Raw genomic sequence first — 18685 nt, 5'->3', positions numbered from 1 at the left:
TAGGTGGAATAATTAAAAGAAAGAGGTGGTAAAAGATGGAAAACAAACTTGCTATAATCGCTATTGTAATCAATAAGTGTGAAGAAGAAGTAGTTGAAAAGGTAAATGGCTATTTACATGAATATAGAGATATTATTGTTGGACGAATGGGAATACCCTACGCCGAAAGACAAATTTCTCTTATAAGTGTTATGGTTGATGGACCTGAAGATAGAATTAATTCACTATCTGGAAAGCTTGGTATGGTTCCTCTTGTTTCTGTAAAAACTGCCTACTCAAATACAAAAAAATGATAGATCTTGTTGATAAATTAGTTAAATACAAGGATCTAAGTGAAGAAGAATTTTTATATCTTCTTGATAATCAGAATGACTTTTCAGAAAAACTTTTTAAAGAATCTAGAAAAATTACAAATAAATATTTCAAAAACAAAATATTTGTAAGAGGTCTTTTAGAGATTAGCAATATTTGTAAAAATAATTGCTATTATTGTGGCATAAGAAGAGATAATAAAAATGTAAAAAGATATAGAATGTCTAAAGAAAATATTTTAAAAAGCGTTCAATTTGCATCAGATTTAGGATTTAAAACCTTTGTATTACAAGGAGGAGAAGATCCATATTTTACTGATGAAATACTAGTAGATATTATAAAAAATATTAAAAAAATATCACCAAATAGCGCCATTACACTTTCTATTGGAGAAAGAGAATATAATTCCTATAAAATCTTAAAAGAATCAGGTGCAGATAGGTTTTTATTAAGACATGAAGCAGCAAGTAATGAGCTTTATAAAAAACTTCATCCTGAGGAAATGAGCCTTTCTAATAGAAAAAAATCCTTAAAATATTTAAAAGAATTAAAATATCAAACAGGTGCAGGATTTATGGTAGGAGCTCCCTATCAAGAAAATAAAGATTTAGTTAAAGATCTTAAATTTTTAAAAAATCTAAACCCTGAAATGATAGGTATAGGCCCTTTTATATCACAACATGATACTGTTTTTTCAAAAGAAAAAAATGGAAGTGTGGATTTAACAATATATTTATTATCTATTCTTAGAATTATGTTTCCAAATGCAAATCTTCCTGCAACAACTGCCCTTGCAACACTTTCAGAAAATGGAAGAGTTCGTGGAATAGAAGTTGGAGCAAATGTATTTATGCCAAATATATCCCCAGACTTTGCAAAGGAAAACTACAATCTCTATGACAATAAACTCTATACAAATATGGAATGTGCTGAAAATTTAGAAACTTTAAAAAGTAATTTTAAAAAAATCGGTTATGAAATAGTAATGGATAAAGGCGACTTTGTCCAAGTTGATTAGAGAGAAGGTCATTATGTATAATAAAACATCACATATAGCAGAAGAATTTATTAATGATGAAGAAATACTTTCATCAATAGAATATGCAGAAGAAAATAAAAACAACTTAGAATTAATTAAAAACATTTTAGAAAAAGCAAAAGACTATAAGGGAATTTCTCATAGAGATGCAATAACACTACTTTTATGTGAAGATCAAGAAATAAAAGAAAGTACAAAGGCACTTGCTCGAGAAATCAAAAAAAACTTCTATGGAAATAGAATTGTACTCTTTGCTCCACTTTACTTATCAAATCACTGTGTAAATGGCTGTGTTTACTGCCCTTATCACTACAAAAATAAGCATATAAGCAGAAAAAAACTAACTCAAGAAGAAATAGTTGAAGAAGTAATGGCACTTCAAGATATGGGACATAAAAGACTTGCCCTAGAAACTGGTGAAGATCCAGTAAACTGCCCTATTGACTATGTACTTGAATCAATAAATACAATTTATAATATAAAACACAAAAATGGTGCAATAAGACGTGTCAATGTAAATATTGCAGCTACAACTATAGAAAACTACAAAAAATTAAAAGATGCAGGAATTGGTACTTATATACTATTCCAAGAAACTTATAATAAGAAAAACTACGAAGAGCTTCATCCAACAGGACCAAAGTCAAACTATGAATACCATACAGAGGCAATGGATAGAGCAATGACAGCAGGAATAGACGATGTAGGCATTGGTGTATTGTTTGGATTAAACTCCTATAAATATGACTTCACAGGACTTCTAATGCATGCAGAACATTTAGAAGAAACTTTCGGCTGTGGACCTCACACAATTTCAGTACCAAGAATTTGCCCTGCAGATGATATAAATCCAGAAGACTTTTCAAATGCAATTTCAGATGAAATATTTGAACATATAATTGCAGTCCTTCGTATTGCTGTTCCCTATACAGGAATGATAATCTCAACACGTGAATCAAAATCTTCTCGTGAAAAAGCACTTAAACTTGGCGTATCACAAATAAGTGGTGGATCAAGAACATCAGTAGGTGGATATGCTCATGAAGAAGTAAAAGAAGAAGAAGACTCATCACAATTTGACACATCAGACAAAAGAAGTTTAGATGAAATAGTTGACTGGCTTCTTGAAATGGGTTATATTCCATCATTTTGTACAGCATGCTATCGTGAAGGCAGAACTGGAGATAGATTTATGCAACTTCTAAAATCTGGACAAATTGTAAATTGTTGTCATCCAAATGCATTAATGACATTAAAAGAATATTTAGAAGACTATTCAACAGAAAAAACTAAAAAACTTGGCGATGAAATAATCAAAAAAGAATTAGAAAATATTACAAATGAAATAGTAAAGAAAAAAGCAACAGACTATATTTCTAATATACAAAATGGAGAAAGAGACTTTAGATTTTAAGGAGTAAAAATGAATACAACACCAAAATCAAATAGACTTCACATTGGAATATTTGGTCCTACAAATGCAGGAAAATCAACAATTTTAAATATAATGACAAATCAAGAAATATCCCTTGTATCAAATATATCAGGAACAACAACAGATCCTGTATATAAAGCAATGGAGCTTTTTGAAATAGGACCAGTAGTATTTATTGATACAGCAGGATTTAACGATGACTCTGCTCTTGGAAAAGAAAGAGAAAAAAAGACTAAAGAAGTAATCGAAAAAATAGATATTGGACTAATAGTAATAAGAGAAGATAATCTAGATGAAAAATGGCTTAATAAATTAAAAGAAAAAAATAAACCACTTCTTGCAGTATTTAATAATTACGAAAATAAAGAATTAGAAAAAAATTTAAAAGAAAAATATAATATAGAATCAATAAAATTCGACAAAGAAAAACTAAGACTAAAAATAAAAGAACTGACAAAAGAAGTAGATAGAGAAATAGAACTAGTAACAAGACTTGTAAAAAAAGATGACTTAGTCCTTCTTGTAATGCCACAAGACATACAAGCTCCAAAGGGACGATTAATACTTCCACAAGTTCAAACAATTAGAAACTTACTAGACAATAAATGTATAGTAGTATCAACTACAAAAGATCAGTATTTAAAAAGTCTTACAATGCTAAAAAAAGATCCAGATTTAATAATTACAGACTCACAAATATTTAAATATGTATATGAAAATAAGCCTGAAAAATCACTTTTAACATCATTTTCAGTATTATTTGCAGCAGCAAAGGGAGATATATTTGAATTTGTAAAAGGAGCATCTGCAATAGATAGTTTAAATGAAAACTCAAAAGTTCTAATAGCAGAAGCTTGCACCCATGCTCCACTAGAAGAAGATATAGGAAGAGTAAAAATCCCAAAACTCCTTCGAAATAAATTTGGAGATATGGAAATTATCCATGTAAGTGGAAATGACTTTCCAGAAGATTTAAGTAAATATGATTTAGTAATACTATGTGGATCTTGTATGTTTAATAGATCCCATGTGATGAATAGAATAAATAGGGCAAAAAATACAAATACACCAATAACAAACTATGGCATAACAATCGCCCATCTAAATAATATATTAGATAAAGTCGTCTATTAAAAATAAGGTTAAAATTAAATTGTAGATAAGAAGGCCAATTGGTCTTCTTTTTGTTTATAAGTATTTAAAATTAAAATAATCTGTGCATAATTTTATATTTTTTATTTATATATCAACATATTTTAAAAGATATCAACCTTTGTTGAAAAATGTAGGGAGTAGGGAGTATTGTCCCCAATGCTCCGAATACAATGTATGTATTTATATAATCTTAAATTAGTTAAAACCCTTATCATTTAAAGGTCATTTTAATACATACAATTCCTAACGGACGGTTAGGGACAACCGTCCATACAAAGAGGTCCGCACATCTAAATCTTTTTTACAATAATCATTTTGAAATGCACATATTCACACAATCATAGATTCCTTCCAACATACATTTTTATTTTATTTATTTAAAAACATTATGGGAATGGACGCCTTGGAAATGCGTCCCTACGAAAAGGTCCGAACATATAAATATTTGATATATTAAAATCTCCATTAAAAAACGTAGGGAGCATTGTCCCCAATGCTCCGAACTACAATGTATATATCTACAAAACCATAGATTCGTTCCTCTATTAATACATACAATTCCAAACGGACGGTTAGGGACAACCGTCCCTACAAAGAGGTCCGCACATCTAAATCTTTTTTACAATAATCATTTTGAAATGCACATATTCACACAATCATAGATTCCTTCCAACATACATATTTTATTTATTATATAAAACATTATGGGAATGGACGCCTTGGAAATGCGTCCCTACGAAAAGGTCCGAACATATAAATATTTGATATATTAAAATCTCCATTAAAAAACGTAGGGAGCATTGTCCCCAATGCTCCGAATTACAATGTATATATCTACAAAACCATATATTCCTTCCAAAATACATATTATCCTTACATTTTATATACTTTCATAATTTGCTTGATTGTGCTTTTTAAATTTTTCTTTGCAAATTCGCTATTCATTGCATCTTCTAAGGTCATTGGCTTTGGTGTTATTGAAAAGTATGCGTCTATTCCCTCATTATTTATTTTTTCTACGTCTTTTCCAAGGGATCCTGCTACTGCTATTACTGGAACATTATATTTTTTTGCAATTTTTGCAACGCCACTTGGTGCTTTTCCCATCATTGTTTGATGATCTAGTTCTCCTTCTCCTGTTATTGCAAGTTTTGAGCTTTTTATTTCTTCTTCTATTTTTAAGAAGTCTGTTATTATTTCTATTCCTGGAATTAAGTCTGCTTTTAAGAATGTTTTAAAGGCATATCCAAGTCCTCCTGCTGCTCCTGTTCCATTGATATTTTCATTTTCTAATTTGTATTTTTCTTTTACTATTTCTGAAAAGTTTTTTGTATATTTATCTAGTTTTATTATATCTTCTTTACTTGCTCCTTTTTGTGGTCCATAGATATATGCTGCTCCATTTTTTCCAAATAGTGGATTATCTACATCACAAGCTATTTGAAATGTTGATTCATATATTCTTTTGTCTACTTTTTCATCTTTTATTTCTGCTATATTTTCTAAGTCTTTTCCAAATATTCCAACTTTATTTCCATTTTTGTCTAAAAATTCAAATCCCAAACTTTGAAGCATTCCAAGTCCCACATCTGATGTTGCAGATCCTCCTATTCCTATGATAAATTCTCTATAATTTTTATCTAGGGCATCTTTTATCATATCTCCTAGTCCATAAGTTGTTGTAAATAATGGATTTCTTTTTTCTTTTTCTACTAGTGTCAGTCCTGATGATTCTGCCATTTCCATTATTGCAACTTTATCTACTGCTCCGTATTTTGCAATTATCTTTTCATTTAATGGTCCTTGTACTTCTACATCTATGTATTTTCCCTTTAGTCCATCTACTAGTGCTTTTACTGTTCCTTCACCGCCATCTGCTAGTGGTGAAATTTTCACTTCTGCTTCTGGAATTTCTTCTATTATTGCTTCTTTTATTATTGTTCCTGCTTCTATTGATCCCATTGATCCTTTAAATGAATCTACTGCTACAAATATTTTCATCTTTTTCTCTCCTATTTTTTAATACTTATAGTATAAATTAAAAAGAAGTAGTTTTAAACTACTTCTTAGTCTTCTTTTTTCTTGTGATGAATTATACTTACAAATTTTTCTTCTTCTTTTATTTTTCTAACTCTTTTTTCAAAGTCCATTCTACTAACCCAAATCATTCGCTCACAGCCTATGCACTTTAGTTTTATATCTACGCCTGTTCTTAGGATTTCCCATTCATTTGCTCCACAGGGATGTCCCTTTTTTAGTGTTACAATATCTCCTACTTCATACTCTAACATTACGACACCTCATTTACATTTCCTCGAACTTGAGGAAGTTTTATATTATTTTTATTTAGAATTTTTATTATTCGCTTTCTCATTTCATACTCTAGATTTGTTTTGTCTGTTATTCTAGAATAGGCAACAGCACTTACTGTATATCCTCTTTCTGTATTTAGCGTTATTCCCCATACATTTGGTCCTTTTATTACTATTGGATCATCTGATAGTCCTATTAGGGATTCTTCTATTAGCGCTATTACTACTTCTGGATCTTCTTTTATATCTATTTGAACATCAACTTTTGATCTCATAGTGCCTCTTTGTTTATTTGTAACTATTGATATAGTTCCATTTGGGATTATATGAAGCATTCCATTAAAATCACGAAGTCTTGTGCATCTTAGACCAAGTTCTTCTACATGACCTTCAAAGCCTGATATTTCTATTAAATCTCCCACAGCATATTGATCTTCTACTATTATAAAAAATCCATTTATTACATCTTTTACTAAGTTTTGAGCTCCAAAGGAAAGTGCTAATGATCCAACTCCCACTGTTGCAAGTATTGATGTTGTCTTTATTCCAATTAATTCCATAACTGTCATTATTGCAACGAAATATATTAAAATTTTTATTATCTTTTTAATAAGTTCCATTATTGTCACTATTCTACTATATGAATTATATTTTTTCATAGATTTTGAATATAATTTTCTAGAGATTAGTGCTGATACTACTTTTGAAATTATATAGGCTGCTATAAATATTACTACTATTCCTAATATTTTTCCAAGCACATTTAAGTTTCCTGCTTCACTTCTTATATATCTTGAAAAGTCTTCTGTAAATCTAGTCATTTTTCTTATCTTGCTCCTTAGATATATCCTTTAATGTATTTTTATTATGATCTCTTGAATTTACAACTTTATAAATAGATACTCGGCCTTCTTTTAAGGCAGCTATTGTAAGTCCATTTATTTCAACTTTTTCTACTGATGATCCAAGTCTTGTATAAAATTCATTTCTAGTTCCTATTTCTCCTCCAATGTCATTTTTTCCATAGGCATATAGAGAATTTGAAACTTTTATAATTTTTTCTACATTTGCTGCTAATATATATTTTTCTGTTTCTTCTAAGTTTTTATTGTACTTTGATATTATTCCACTATGAAGTAAATATAAATTATTTCCATCGCTTATTACATCGCTTATATTTGGAACTTTCTTTGTTATATTTTCATCTTTTGTAAATTTATATATATTTTTATCTGTTATAAGTGTTGTTGATTTTTTATTTGAACAGACAAAAAGCCCTACTTCTGATAATGCCTCTTTAGTTTTTTTCTCGCCATCTATTGCATAAGTTAGGATATTTTTATATCCATTTGCCGATGTTGTAATTTCTGTTACTGCATAGTTTTTCTTTGGCTCTTCTATATCATAGGTCAATATATAATTATCTGTTTTATATGCTTCATTAAGACTTCCATCTGTCTTTAAATTGTATAAGTATTCTGTACCATTTCTTTTTGCATGTATTATTATATTTTTATTTTGGTATTCTACATTAAATACTTCTGCTGGAACTTTTATTGTATTTAAATGTTCTCCAAGCTCTGAGTATTCATATAACTTTTTAATATCTGGATCATATATAAAAGCATAATTATTTGTAAAAAATACTGTTAAATTTTCTTCTTTTCTAGTTATCTTCTTAAAGGGTTCTCCTGATTTGTCACAAAAATATAGTGTTTTATCATCCCATAACATTGTTGATTGTGAACTTATATGAAAGTCTTTTGCACTATCTGTTATTCCAATTGTAAGTTCTTTTTTAATTTCTTTATTGTGATTTAATCTTCCTCTATTTATAAATATAAAGATCAATGCAGCAATTACTATTATTGCAATTAATCCTATTTTCTTTTGCTTCTGAGTAAACTTTTCCATTACTACCTCCAAGATAATTATATCACAGGGTTTAAGAAGAAAAAACTAAGTAATAAAAAAAGAGCTTTTACAGCTCTTCCTTGTAAAAACTCTTTTTTATTTGTAGAGACTTCTGTCTCCAAATTTGATTTTACTATCAACTACTACTCTTTTGCCAGGAAGACCATAGCCATCCATTAATAGACAAATTATCTTTGAAATTTCCCCTCTTGTTATGCCAGCATTTGGTCTAAAAGTATTGTCTTCGTAACCATCTACTATTTTAAGTTTTACAAGGGCTCCTGTATATCCTCTATTATCTGATGATATTGCTGATTGATCCTTAAATTTTTTAAGTACACTTTCATCAGGAGTTACTTTGTACATATATCCAAGTATTCCTGTAACCTCTTGTCTTGTTATAGGTTTATTTGGATTAAGATTTCCAGTTGTTGGTGTTAAATAACCTGCCTTTATTCCCTTTGCAACATCATTATAAAACCAATCTGATGTTGATACATCTGAAAACGTAACAGTATAAGTTTTGTCTAGTCCTGCCATTTGATTTACTACTGAATAAAATTCTGCCCTGGAAATATAAGAATCAGGTTTAAAATTATTCCCATCATATCCAGTCATTATTCCAGAATCTGAAAGTTTATCTACATAGCTTGCTGCCCAATGCCCCTTTGTATCTTGAAACTTTTGTGCATAAATTGAAGATGAATTAAAGATTATAAGAAAAGTAAATAAAATTAATAGCACCTTTTTACCCTTTTTCATCTATTTCACCTTTTTCACTTGTTATAACATAGTTTAACTACCTACATTATAACAGTTATAGCTACTTGCTAGTTTTAAATTTCTGTTACAGAAAATTTACTCTTTGTAACATAAATGAAATATGATTTAATTAATTTTTTCTTTTAACTTTTCTAATTTTTCCAGAGTTTTGTCATCTATTGCATTTATTTTTTGATTTGAATTTTTAAGTTCTACTGATTTCTTATTTATATTATTTTTTACATTTTCTACTTCTATTTCAAGTTCTCTTGCAGATATTCTAGTTCCACCTCTTGATAATATCATTTGTTGCTCTACATTATCAGAAGTTGCAACTCTTACTTGTCTTAGTCTTCCGATTTCATGAAGTTCTTTTTCTATAAAATGATCTGCTGTTTCAAACTCTTTTGTATATACTACTAAAATCCCCTTATACTTATAAATTGCTCCAGGGGATTTTTTTACCATATAGCCATCAAATACAAGAATTACTGATTCTCCTGTAAATATTGCAAATTCAGACATTTCGTCCATTAATTTTTGTCTTGTGTCCTCAAGATTTTGTGAAGATAAATTTTTTAATTTTTCCCAAGAATTAATTATATTGTAGCCATCTACAAAAAGATATTTCTCATCTTTTTTGTAATATATTTTTTTCATTTTCCTGTCTTAATACTTCAAACATAATAATTGATGCAGCGCAAGATGCATTTAATGAATTAATACTACCCTTCATTGGAATGGAAATTATTTTGTCGCAATTTTTCTTTACACTATGACCAATACCACGGCCTTCGTTTCCTATTACTATTGCAACTCTTCCTGTAAGATCTGTATCAGAATAGGATTCTTCTCCCATATCTGTTCCATAAACCCAAAAGTTATTTTCTTTTAATTTATCTATTGCCTGTGATAAATTCGTTTCAATAGTAACTTTTATATTTTCTATTGCTCCTGCAGATGTTTTATATACTGCATCATTTACATAAACAGATCCATGTTTTGGTATTATAATTCCATTAAATCCTGCAGCTTCTGCAGATCTTGCTATTGCACCTAAATTATGAGGATCTTCAATTCTCTCAAGTATTAAAACTCTTCCATTTTCATCACAAGAGTCTATTATTTCATCAAGAGAGGAATATTCAAATCCACTTACTAAGGCTACTATTCCTTGGTGGTTTTCTCCTTTAGACATTTCATCTAACTTTTTTTTATTTGTTTCTGTAATTAAAATACTTTGCTCTTTTGCAAGGGCATATATTTTTTTAATAGAACCTTCTTTGTCGCCCTTTTGAATATATAACTTATCGACTTTTCTATTTTTTAATACTTCAATTACTGGATTTCTTCCATAAATATATTCTTTCATTTTTCACCCTTAAAGACTTTTAAAATATTCGCGTACTTCTACTGCTTTTCCACAAGTCATCTTTCCCTCAGGACATTTATCACTTACACAAGCTGGTCCTGCATTTCCAAATAATATTGGACTTACTTTTTTACATTCTATTAGCATCTTTGTTGCAAGTTCTCTTATTTCCCATTGTGCTCTATTACAACATCTAAGTTCAAAGAAATGTAGTAGAGTTCTTACATTCATTGTAAAGACAATTTTTGTCTCACAAGCATTTGGAAATACATATCTTGCATCTTCAATAGATTCTTTTTCAACTTTTTTATAAGCTTTTTCTTCATCTAGTCCTGCTTCTATATATTTTTTTGCTTTATCTTTTATAAGAAGTTCAGAGATTTTTCCATAAGCCTCTTTATCTTTTTCCATTATTTCTCTATAGATTTTAAGAGCTTCTTCATTTTCTGCAATTGCTGGAGGGATAATATACTCAAAATTATCAAGCTTTACATATCTTTGTGATTGTTGAGAATAACTTGCTATTCTATGTCTTACTAATTGATGAGTAAGTGTTCTTGATACTCCCTCTACTGCAAAGGTAAAACTTGCATGCTCTAGTGGTGATGCATGAGAAAAGCTCATTAACATTTTAAGAAACTTATCAGTATTTTCTTTTGTAAGTTTTTCTTTAATTTCATTAACTCCAACTTGTGAATAACAAAGTTTTGCAGCTTGTGCTATTACCTCATCTGGATTTGGAGTATTTGCTATAATTTCAACTTTCACTATCTTCCTCCATTAAACTATATAATTCTAAAATTCTACTGCCTTTATTAAGTAAATAAAGATATCCAAAAAGCGCTTCAAGTCCTGTTGCCTCTTTATAATCTCTAACAGTTGCATTTTTTGGCATTGTATGAGATTTTGCATTTCTTCCTCTTCTAAAGACACCTAGCTCTTCTTCTGTAAGAATATCTATTACTCTATTTATTTTTGTAGCTTGAGCTGATGCCTTAACTGATTTAATCGCTTCTCTATGAAGTGTTTTTGGATTTTTATTTTTGTTTAGAAGTTCTGTTCTAACTAAGAGTTCAAAAACTCCATCTCCTAAAAATGCAAGAGCTAAGGGAGAAAGTTCTCTTATAGAACTTTCATCATAAACCTTATCTGATACATTTAAAAACATTAAATTCTCTTCCATTTAGTTCCTGTCCTTGTATCTTCTATTGCTATATTCATAGAAAGTAAAATATCTCTTATTTCATCTGCTCTTGCAAAGTTTTTGTCTTTTCTTGCATCTTCTCTTTCTTGAATTAAACTTTCTACTTCTTCATCTATATTTTCTTCTTCTTTATTTAAAATTCCAAGTACTTTTGAAAGTTCCATTAACATATTAAGTGAATCTATTACTATTTTTTTATTTGATTTTTCATCTAAGTTTGTATTAACTGCCTTTACAAGATTAAATATTGCAGTAATTGCATCTGCTGTATTTAAATCATCGTCCATAGAATTTACAAACATTTCTTTTGATTCTTTTTCTATAATTCCAAGATATTCTTTGTCTTCTTGTGAATAGTCTTTTTCTTCTGTTAATTCTAAAAGTTCTTCTAATTTATTTTTTGCATTATATATTCTTTCAAGTGAGTTTTTAGATTGATCCATTACCTCTCTTGAGAAGTTAATTGGTGAACGATAATGAGCTGTTAATAAGAAAAATCTCAATACTTCAAGATCATACTCTTCAGAAATTTCACGAACTGTAAAGAAGTTATTTTTAGATTTTGACATCTTCTCATTATTTACAGTAATCATTCCATTGTGTAGCCAATATTTTGCAAAAGGAACCTCATTACAAGTTTCAGATTGTGCTATTTCATTTTCATGATGTGGGAATTGTAAATCTTCTCCACCTGAGTGAATATCTATTGTATCTCCAAGAAGTGTCTTAGCCATTACTGAACACTCAATATGCCAACCTGGTCTTCCTTCGCCCCAAGGTGAGTTCCATGCAGGTTCTCCCTCTTTTTTAGCTTTCCAAAGTGCAAAGTCTGCAGGATTATTTTTAATTTCATTTATATTTATTCTTGCTCCTGAAATTAAATCTTCAAGTTTTTTGTGAGAAAGTTTACCATAGTCTTTTGCTGCATCTATATTAAAATAAACATCTCCATTAACTTCATAAGCTGCACCTTTTTCAATTAGTTTTGATATAAAATCTATTATTTCATCAATATGCTCTGTTGCACGAGGGTTAATTGTTTCGTATTCATATAAATTAAGTCCTCCTGCATCTTTTTTAAACTCTTTTATATATCTTTCTGTTATATCTGTAAAACTTACACCTTCATCATTTGCTTTGTTGATGATTTTGTCATCAATATCTGTAAAGTTTACTACGAATTTTACATCTAATCCCTTAAATATAAAATATCTTCTTAATGTATCAAATACACATAAAGGTCTTGCGTTTCCAACATGTATAAAATTATATACTGTAGGTCCGCAGTTATACATAGTAACATGACCTGCTTTAAGTGGTATAAATTCTTCTTTTTGTCTTGTTAAAGTATTATATAATTTCATAATTTCCCTCCATAAAAAAATAATCGCCTCCGCTAAGAGACGATATTATATTTCCGTGGTTCCACTCTAATTTATACTTAAAATCTATAAGGAGATCAATCCACAAGGCTCCACTGGTGCACACTTGTAAATCTTCTTTACAGTTTCTCTCAGCAACTAAAACTGTTCTCTTAAAAGTTTCAATACAATCTCCTATTTCTTAGCCTTTTAAACTATTTAACTAAGTTTAATTTTATATTATATTAAAGTTTTTTTCAACTTCTTATTTATTAATACAGCTTTTTACAAATCCATCAAATAGTGGATGTATTCTATTTGGTCTTGATTTAAATTCTGGGTGGAATTGACAAGCTATAAAGTGTTTATGCTCTTTTAATTCCACTATCTCTACAAGATTAAGTTCTTCATTTATTCCAGAGAAAACTACTCCAGCTTTTTCAAGATCTTCTTTGTAATCATTATTAAATTCATATCTATGTCTATGTCTTTCAAGAACTTTTTCTTCATTATAAAGACTTCTTGCTTTACTTCCTTCTTGTAATGAACATTCATAGTTTCCAAGTCTTAGTGTTCCACCAATTTCATCAATTTCTTCTTGGTTTTCTAATAAATCAATAATTGGATATTTAGTATCTGGATCTATTTCTGTACTATTTGCACCTTTAAATCCTAATACATTTCTTGCAAGATCTATTAGTACTACTTGCATTCCATAACATATTCCAAAGAAAGGAATATTGTTTTCTCTTGCATATTTACTTGATAATACCATTCCATCTGTTCCACGACTTCCAAATCCACCTGGAACAATTATTCCGTCTAAGTCTTTGAATACTTCATTTACATTTTTTTCATCTTCAAGTTCTTCTGCATTTATCCATTTAATATCTATTTTTGCACCATTTTCATATCCTGCATCAAAAAGTGCTTGAATAACTGATAAATATGCATCATGAAGTTCTGTATATTTTCCAACAAGTCCAATATTTAGATTTTTGTCTGCTGATTTAAATCTTTCTACCATATTTTCCCAAGAGTTTTGAGAAATTATTTCATTGTCTAAATTTAATTTTTTAAGAATGTACTTATCAAGTCCTTGGTCTTTAAATACTAGTGGAACTTCATATATTAATTCTACATTTTTAGATTGAACTATTGCATCAACTGGCACATCACAAAATAGTGAAATTTTCTTTTTAATTGAATCAGTTATTTCTCCATCAGATCTTATTATAATAATATCTGTTTTAATTCCATTACTCATTAGCTCTTTGAAAGAATGTTGAGTTGGTTTTGTTTTAAGTTCATCTGATCCTGGAATTTGTGGAACTAATACTGTGTGAACAAATAATACATCATCTTGCTCATTTTCTGAGTGAATTTGTCTAATTGACTCTAAAAATGGAAGTGACTCTATATCTCCTACTGTTCCACCAATTTCTGTTATTACAATATCTGCCTTTGATTCTTTAGCTGCTTTATATACTGCATTTTTAATTTCGTCTGTTATATGAGGGATAACTTGAACTGTTTGTCCATTATAATCTCCTCTTCTTTCTTTATTTATAACCTTTGAATAAACTTTACCAGTTGTAATACTTGCTCTTTTAGTAAGTTCTTCATCTATAAATCTTTCATAATGTCCTAAATCAAGATCTGTTTCTGCTCCATCTTTTGTTACAAAAACTTCTCCATGTTGGTATGGACTCATTGTGCCTGGATCTATATTTAAGTAAGGATCAAATTTTTGCATAAATACTGTAAGACCTCTGTCTTTTAGCATTCTACCAATACTTGCCGCTGTTATTCCCTTGCCTATACCTGAAACTACTCCACCTGTTACAAAAATAAATTTAGTCATATTTCCTCCTAAATTAACGAATTGAAAATATCTTCATATGTTGGGATATTATAATTTTCTCTACTTACATTTTCTTCTATTTCATTAGATATATTTCTAATTTCTTCCATAATACTTACAGCTTGATTTTGTAATAAAACAGCTTGATCTTTTATATCTGTAAGTTTTAGAGAATCTTCATATATATTTTTCAAATCATTTTTCAATTTTAATAGCTTATTTATATTTATGTTTAAAATATTTAATATTTTACTTAACTCATTATTTTCCACAAAGGAAAGTACTGAAGATATTTCTTTAATTTCTCTCATTGCTGATGGAATTATATCTTTAGTAATCATAGCATTTAATATTCTTATTTCAAGTCTATGATGTTTTATTATCTCTTCCATAAATACATCATAAACTGCATTTATTTCCTTTTCTGTAAAAATCTCTTCTTCTATAAAAAGTTCTTGTGCATTTTCATTTTTTGCACCTAATAGAGCATCTAAAAATCTTGGATAATTTTTAAGTCCTCTTTTTTTAGCTTCTTCTATCCAATTATTTGAATAATTATCTCCATCATAGATAACTCTTTTATGATTTAGATATTTTTCTTTTACAATTTCTAAAGCCTCTTCTTCTAATTTTTCTTCATCAATATTTTCTAATCTATCTGCCATATCCTTTAGTGCCTTAGACATAGCTGTATTAATTACAATATTAATATCTGATGCTGATTTTGAAGAACCAAGCATTCTAAATTCAAATTTATTTCCAGTAAATGCAACTGTTGATGTTCTATTTCTATCAGATTTATCTTTTTTCACATAACCTAAACTATTGATTTTTACATTATCTTCATAATCTCTTAAAGAAAAATCTTCATAGGCAATAGACTTAAATACATCTTCTAGATCTCTTCCTAAAAACAGTGAAACTATTGCAGGAGGTGCTTCATGTCCTCCAAGTCTGTAGTCATTAGAAACAGATGATGAACTAAGTCTTAAAAGTGTTTGATATTTATCTGTTATCTCAATTATTGCTGCTGTAAATAATAAGAATATGAAATTTTCACTAGGATTTTTCCCAGGTTCAAAACAATTTAAACCATAATTTGTACTTATTGAATAATTATTGTGTTTTCCACTTCCATTTACACCATTAAAGGGTTTTTCATGAAGCAGACATACAAGATTGTGTTTTAGTGCTGTTGATTTTAAAATACTCATTACAAGTTGATTATCGTCAATTGATATATTTGCATTTTCAAATAAAACAGCTATTTCAAACTGACATGGAGCTACTTCATTGTGTTCAGTTTTTGCATAAATTCCAAGAGCCCAAAGTTCTTTGTTAACATCTTCATAAAAGTTCATAACTCTTCTTGGAATAACTCCTAAATAGTGATCATCAAGTTCTTGTCCCTTAGGTGGTCTTGCGCCTACTAATGTTCTTCCACAATTTAATAAATCTGATCTTTTTTCATAAAGGGATTTATCAACTAAGAAAAACTCTTGCTCAAGCCCTATCTTTGGTCTAACTCTATAAGTGTGAACTGACTTTTCAAAAAGATTTACAATTCTTGAACCTTCTTTTGAAAGAGCATTTATAGAATTTAAAAGTGGAGCTCTTTTGTCAATTTTTTCGCCTGTAAAGGATAAAAATATAGTTGGAATATATAATACATTATCTAATATAAATGAGTTTGCACTTAAATCCCAATAAGTATATCCTCTTGCTTCAAAAGTTGATCTTATTCCACCACTTGGAAATGATGATGCATCTGATTCAGATTTAATTAGTTCTTTGCCTGAAAATCTATTCATAGGTTCATTTTCTTTTGACCTATCTAAAAAAGCCTCCTGTTTTTTAGCAGTTAGCCCATTAAGTGGTTGAAACCAATGTGAATAATGTGTTGCACCTTTTTCAATTGCCCACTCTTTCATTGCATGAGCTATTGTATCGGCACTTTCTCTATCTAAATCTCTATTTGTCCTTAAGGCTTCTTTCCATTTTAAATAGACAGGATATGGTAATTTTTCCTTCATCTTAGCCTTATTAAAGGTCATTGAACCAAATTCTTCTAATACGTTTTTTTTCATTTTACCTCCATATAAACACAAAAAAATTGGCAAATCAATTTTGCCAATATGAAAAAAAAACATTATTTAGTTCTTTAAAAAACTTTTATGGTGTTTTCTTTTATGATATATAAATTTATTTTCCTTGTCAATAGTTTAAGGAAGCTTAATTTAGATTTTTTTGAACTTTTATTTAAAAATTCCCAGAAAGTTAGACTTTCTAGGAATTAATTTTATTTGAATATAGATTTTGAAAAATGTTCTTTAAAAACTTCTGCATTTTCTATTGGATCATCTATTAAATACACTCTTGCAGGATTACCCTGTGCATCTTTATCTATTCCATTAAACCATATTGCAACTTTTATTCTATTGTACTTTTCAATTTGATTTAACATATCTCTTGTCCAAGCTGGTTTATCTTCACCAATACTAGAACAAGCAAATTCTGTAATCATAAGTGGTTTATCATATTTGCTTATAGCATCATTATAAAGTGGTCCATATAGAGATTCAAAACTTTCCCATTTTTCATCTGGATAATATGTTCCTGTATTATAAAGAGTAAGTCCCATTATATGAAATCTATCATCAAGTGGTCTATACATTGACTCTTGATTGTATTTAAAATCTGGAAATGATCTTCCATTTGGATTAAATACATAGATTAAATAAGGATTTGCTCCTTCTTCTTCCATTATGCTATAAATATAATTGTAATAAGCCATATATATATCTGAATCAAGTCCTGTATTCCATGCAGAATAAGAGCACCAGTCACCATTCATTTCATTTGCAAGTCTTATAAGTGTAGGATGTTTTTCTTCTTTTATTATTCTTGCCATTTCTCTAATAAAATCATCATGTCCACCTTCAAGAACTTCATAAATTAAGTTTTTACCTCCATTTATATCTGTTTGAAGAGTAAACTCTACATATTTATCATAGGATCTTGCAGCTTGAATTGCATATCTTAATGTGTCATTTTTACTTGTAAAACTATGATATAAAATCATATATTTAAAATCCATACCAGTTTTTTCTTCAAGTTCTGCTACTTTATTTGTAAACCAATAATCTTGAGAAAATATTCCCCAATGTTGTTTATTTGATTTTATAAAGTCTTCTACATATAGATTTTTTGTTTTGTCATCCCATTTAGGATTTGCATTTTCATTTCCATACTTATCAAAAAAAACATCCTTTGATTTTCTAATATAAGGTGTTTTTGTTCTTCCTAAGTTTGAATTAAAAGTAGAAAGCATTCTATTTAATTGATCTTTATTTATTAGATCACTTGATTTTGCCATAAAAGTTAAAGCACGTCCATCATCAAGTTTTTTAATTAAAATATAATAATTATTTTTATCATTGCTTATTCCACTTAACTTACGTCTATTAAACTCAACTACATGAGCTTGTCCTATTGCTGTATTTTCTGCTCCATCTTTTGTAAAATTATGATCTATTGCATTATTTCTAAGCCCCTTTAGAGAATAGTATAAATAGTCATTGTAATTAAATTCTTTGAAAAAGTCCTGAATAAAAATCTTAACTTCAGTATTTCCAAAATTAAACTGAGTCTTTAATTGCTCTGCATCAAAAGATATTGCTGAATCCACTGGAATATTTATAGAATATCCATCTACATGATTTTTAAATTGCCTCTCATTATTACTTACTGGAATTACTTCATAAGTTTCTTCTAAAAATTCTGAAGCATATGTATTTTTCGCACCAGAAAAACTTATAATTATTATCATTAATACCGAGGCAACAAGTACTTTTATTTCTTTCATAGATTCCTCCTAATAATCATTATATGATTATCTTACTATATAATCATATTTTTACAAGTAAAAAAGCCTCCCTTTAAATTTATAAAAGGA

General features: G+C 28.8%; 17 protein-coding genes. 4 read left to right on the top strand and 13 right to left on the bottom strand.

The window, feature by feature from the left end:
- Positions 1-35 precede the first annotated feature (35 nt).
- From J2Z71_RS01840 to hydF, 4 genes are read left to right on the top strand one after another with little or no spacing between them, the layout of a single operon-like run.
- Entirely contained in the window at positions 36-293 is a 258-nt protein-coding gene (locus J2Z71_RS01840) for a TM1266 family iron-only hydrogenase system putative regulator (RefSeq protein ID WP_210060152.1), read from the top strand.
- On the top strand, positions 290-1330 hold the full coding sequence (gene hydE / locus J2Z71_RS01835) for a [FeFe] hydrogenase H-cluster radical SAM maturase HydE (RefSeq protein WP_210060151.1): 1041 nt from the start codon (positions 290-292) through the stop codon (positions 1328-1330). The genes J2Z71_RS01840 and hydE overlap by 4 nt, the downstream gene beginning before the upstream one ends.
- Positions 1331-1343: 13 nt before the next feature.
- Positions 1344-2765: a [FeFe] hydrogenase H-cluster radical SAM maturase HydG gene (gene hydG / locus J2Z71_RS01830; RefSeq protein ID WP_210060150.1), complete on the top strand. Its 1422-nt coding sequence runs from the start codon at positions 1344-1346 to the stop codon at positions 2763-2765.
- A 9-nt stretch (positions 2766-2774) separates the two neighbouring features.
- A complete protein-coding gene (gene hydF / locus J2Z71_RS01825) occupies positions 2775-3920 on the top strand; it encodes a [FeFe] hydrogenase H-cluster maturation GTPase HydF (protein WP_210060149.1) in 1146 nt (381 codons plus the stop codon).
- 894 nt (positions 3921-4814) lie between these two features.
- Here the strand turns inward: hydF and J2Z71_RS01820 are convergent.
- From J2Z71_RS01820 to J2Z71_RS01760, 13 genes are all read right to left on the bottom strand, one after another.
- Complete coding sequence (locus tag J2Z71_RS01820) at positions 4815-5942, bottom strand: glycerate kinase (protein ID WP_210060148.1); 1128 nt, start codon at positions 5940-5942, stop codon at positions 4815-4817.
- 65 nt (positions 5943-6007) lie between these two features.
- Positions 6008-6232 (bottom strand): DUF951 domain-containing protein, encoded by a 225-nt coding sequence (locus J2Z71_RS01815; protein ID WP_210060147.1) that lies wholly within the window; start codon positions 6230-6232, stop codon positions 6008-6010.
- Entirely contained in the window at positions 6232-7074 is an 843-nt protein-coding gene (locus J2Z71_RS01810; RefSeq protein WP_210060146.1) for a mechanosensitive ion channel family protein, read from the bottom strand. The genes J2Z71_RS01815 and J2Z71_RS01810 overlap by 1 nt, the downstream gene beginning before the upstream one ends.
- Positions 7067-8167 carry a hypothetical protein gene (locus tag J2Z71_RS01805; protein ID WP_210060145.1) on the bottom strand — a complete coding sequence of 367 codons (1101 nt, stop codon included), beginning with the start codon at positions 8165-8167 and terminating at the stop codon, positions 7067-7069. The genes J2Z71_RS01810 and J2Z71_RS01805 overlap by 8 nt, the downstream gene beginning before the upstream one ends.
- A 96-nt stretch (positions 8168-8263) precedes the next feature.
- Positions 8264-8929 carry an S-layer homology domain-containing protein gene (locus J2Z71_RS01800; protein WP_210060144.1) on the bottom strand — a complete coding sequence of 222 codons (666 nt, stop codon included), beginning with the start codon at positions 8927-8929 and terminating at the stop codon, positions 8264-8266.
- A 126-nt stretch (positions 8930-9055) separates the two neighbouring features.
- Positions 9056-9589 (bottom strand): NYN domain-containing protein, encoded by a 534-nt coding sequence (locus tag J2Z71_RS01795; protein ID WP_210060143.1) that lies wholly within the window; start codon positions 9587-9589, stop codon positions 9056-9058.
- Positions 9561-10301, bottom strand: coding sequence for a 23S rRNA (guanosine(2251)-2'-O)-methyltransferase RlmB (gene rlmB, locus J2Z71_RS01790; protein WP_210060142.1), 741 nt, complete (start codon positions 10299-10301; stop codon positions 9561-9563). Before rlmB ends, J2Z71_RS01795 begins: the two co-directional genes overlap by 29 nt.
- 9 nt (positions 10302-10310) lie before the next feature.
- Positions 10311-11069: an FAD-dependent thymidylate synthase gene (gene thyX / locus J2Z71_RS01785; protein WP_210060141.1), complete on the bottom strand. Its 759-nt coding sequence runs from the start codon at positions 11067-11069 to the stop codon at positions 10311-10313.
- Entirely contained in the window at positions 11059-11484 is a 426-nt protein-coding gene (locus J2Z71_RS01780) for a Mini-ribonuclease 3 (protein WP_210060140.1), read from the bottom strand. Before J2Z71_RS01780 ends, thyX begins: the two co-directional genes overlap by 11 nt.
- Complete coding sequence (gene cysS, locus J2Z71_RS01775; RefSeq protein ID WP_210060139.1) at positions 11469-12869, bottom strand: cysteine--tRNA ligase; 1401 nt, start codon at positions 12867-12869, stop codon at positions 11469-11471. Before cysS ends, J2Z71_RS01780 begins: the two co-directional genes overlap by 16 nt.
- A 262-nt stretch (positions 12870-13131) precedes the next feature.
- Positions 13132-14730 carry a CTP synthase gene (locus tag J2Z71_RS01770; protein ID WP_210060138.1) on the bottom strand — a complete coding sequence of 533 codons (1599 nt, stop codon included), beginning with the start codon at positions 14728-14730 and terminating at the stop codon, positions 13132-13134.
- Between the two features lie 8 nt (positions 14731-14738).
- A complete protein-coding gene (locus tag J2Z71_RS01765) occupies positions 14739-16817 on the bottom strand; it encodes a glutamine synthetase III domain-containing protein (protein ID WP_210060137.1) in 2079 nt (692 codons plus the stop codon).
- A gap of 212 nt (positions 16818-17029) precedes the next feature.
- A complete protein-coding gene (locus J2Z71_RS01760; protein WP_210060136.1) occupies positions 17030-18595 on the bottom strand; it encodes a glycoside hydrolase family 26 protein in 1566 nt (521 codons plus the stop codon).
- Positions 18596-18685: the final 90 nt, after the last annotated feature.

Source organism: Peptoniphilus stercorisuis (assembly GCF_017874395.1).
GTDB classification, from domain to species: Bacteria; Bacillota; Clostridia; order Tissierellales; family Peptoniphilaceae; genus Anaerosphaera; species Anaerosphaera stercorisuis.
The sequence above is the reverse complement of the archived record's forward strand: the minus strand, read 5'-3'. Positions and strand labels throughout refer to the sequence as shown.